Annotated in this window: 4 protein-coding genes; all 4 read left to right on the top strand. The window is 32.9% G+C overall.

The features are described from left to right. Window positions 1-528, top strand: a 528-nt coding sequence (locus tag JCM21738_RS21545) for a sigma-70 family RNA polymerase sigma factor (protein ID WP_023613407.1), incomplete at its 5' end; no start/stop codon positions are given. After that, window positions 518-1,030, top strand: coding sequence for a hypothetical protein (locus JCM21738_RS24925; protein WP_052019856.1), 513 nt, complete (start codon window positions 518-520; stop codon window positions 1,028-1,030). The genes JCM21738_RS21545 and JCM21738_RS24925, both read left to right, overlap by 11 nt. A gap of 29 nt (window positions 1,031-1,059) precedes the next feature. Next, window positions 1,060-2,019, top strand: a complete 960-nt coding sequence (locus tag JCM21738_RS24920) for a hypothetical protein (RefSeq protein WP_052019854.1) — start codon at window positions 1,060-1,062, stop codon at window positions 2,017-2,019. A gap of 185 nt (window positions 2,020-2,204) precedes the next feature. Continuing rightward, entirely contained in the window at window positions 2,205-2,420 is a 216-nt protein-coding gene (locus tag JCM21738_RS21535) for a hypothetical protein (protein WP_023613409.1), read from the top strand. Window positions 2,421-2,493: the final 73 nt, after the last annotated feature.

Raw genomic sequence — 2,493 nt, 5'->3', positions numbered from 1 at the left:
CCTCTGAATCATTTGAATCGTGAAGAAAAGCTTAAATGGTTAATGAACGCCTATGGCAATGATGTTATACGAATTGCCTATACTTATTTGAAACAAAAACAGTTGGCCGAGGATGTTGCACAAGATGTATTTATTAAATGCTATGAAAAAATGGATACCTTTCGAAATGAATCATCTTATAAAACGTGGCTAATAAGAATTACCGTAAATAGATGTAAAGATGTTTTAAAAAGTTGGTCCTTCAAAAATTTATATCTTACTAACTTCTTTAAGCCAAACCAGACCTATAATTCTCTAGAGAAGAAACCTTTTGGCGGCGAGGCAAATGAATTAATTTCTAAACAAGTAATAGAGTTGCCAGTGAAATTAAGGGAAGTCATTATATTATTTTACTATCAGGAGTTTTCAATTGAGGAAATATCGAATTTGCTAAAGATTAATCCTAATACGGTTAAAACTAGATTACATCGGGGACGCATTAAACTAAAAGAATCATTTGAAGGAGCGTGGGCAATTAGTGGTAAATAAACTGGAAAATCTAAAAGATAAAATGGATAGTACCATTCTAAAAGATGTTTATTTTGATGCTAAGCAATATCAACAAGTGTTGAGCTCAATTGAAAACTCCAAAAATGACAAGAATAGGTCTTTACTAAAAAATAAGTTTAATTATCTCCTTAGCTTTTCCGTCGTTTCTATAATGTTTTTGGGTATTACCTATTTTGTTGGAACACAGCTGAACTTATTAAATGACCCTGAAACAAAACAAAATACACAGGATTCTCTTAATAAACCTTCAAATGAGAAATCGGCATATATACCACCTAAGCAAGAAGAAAATTATGATGAAATGTCTAAAGAAGAGATTTTAACTAAAATGATAAACTCAGTAGATTATTTTGAAACTGCTAGAGGAGAATATAAAATGCACTATAGCTTTAGTCCTGGCTATGAGACAGTTGAATATGCTATTAGTTTAAAGCAAGAACCAGGAGGATATGCAAAAGAACACTTGATACAGGTGAAATAACTTCTCGAGAATTTTATAAAGATGGTAAAGTGTGGTCAATAAATGAATCATTAAAAACCTATATGGAATTCAGAGCGAACCGAAACAGTGGCACTACACTAACATTAGATCAAGCGTTTTCAACTGCTTCCGATGGAAATCCACAAACGAATTATAGAGAAAGGCCTCCAATTAGCACTGCAAATGAAACCTTGTTTCCATATGAGATTGCCTCCAACTATACACGAGATTTAACAAAGTGGGAAATAGAAAAACAAAATGAAGAATTACTAGGTCATAACACACTTGTGATAAAAGGGATTAAAAATCATAGAGATTTCCAATCATTCCGCTTTTGGGTAGATAAGGACACAGGTATATTAATTAAGTATGAGACGTATAAAGCTAATGGCGATATTGTTGATTATTTACATCCTACAAAACTAGAAGTTAATGTACCTATTGACACGAAATTATTTACCCCAGACTTAGAGGGATATGTACCCAACAGTAGAGATAAGGAGAAAGTAATAATAGATCCTCGTGAAAATGAGGTAGTACCAGTGGCTGGAACGAAAAGTTCTAGTGAGATAGAAGATGTATATAATCTTATGAAGTCCGATATGCCATTTCTCTATGGGTTTAATCATTCTGATCTACAACTAATCTCTGCTAGCTACGAAACCTTTAAAGAATATAAAATTGGCTATTTGTACTACATTCTTGACCCAGACAATGACCATAATTCTTCCCAGATGTTGTCTGTAAGGGTTCATCATAAAGATTCATATGTCAGAAAGATAGGGGACTTTGAAATAGTGGGAGATACTACTGTATCTCCATTTCAACTAAATGAGATTAAATGGAAAGGAACAAGTTTGAAGGAAACTGATGGAGAATGGGTTCACTTAACGGGGCAAAAAGGTGACTATATATATGATGTGGTAAGCCAACATATATCACTAGATGAAACCAAAGACTTTCTTAAGGGTTTTAAGGAAGCACATTAGTATTTTAAACAGGGCTATGCATAATAGCCCATTTTTACTTTATTAAAAGTTAAATATCCTTAAACAAAAATGGGTGCTTGTTCCAGGAAGGATTAGTGCACTATTTTATTGAATTCCTTATTAAACTAAAGGAGCAGGATAGTTTAACAAGAATTTAAAGGCAAAAATGTGAAAGGAGTTATAAGATGCGTTTCCAGAACCAGATTATTGTTGAATGGAAGATCCGGAAGTATTATGACGACTTCTCATTTGAAAGACATCTTGAAAGAGTAATAAATGATACTCAATCACTCAATGAAGGTGAAGCACTGGAGATTCATCAAGTAGTCTATGTGGGTGAATTCCAAGATGAAAAAGTATATTTAATTATTTTAAATATAGTTCCAGAAAAAGCGTATTGAGCGGGGATTACTAATACTAATAGTGAAGTGCTGAACCAGGAGGGTAATTCTGTTAATTCCTTATTTAACTAAC

The sequence above is a fragment of the Mesobacillus boroniphilus JCM 21738 genome, assembly GCF_000517385.1.
Lineage (GTDB): Bacteria > Bacillota > Bacilli > Bacillales > Cytobacillaceae > Mesobacillus > Mesobacillus boroniphilus.
Note: the sequence above shows the minus strand (reverse complement) of the source record. Positions and strands in the feature narration are given on the sequence as shown.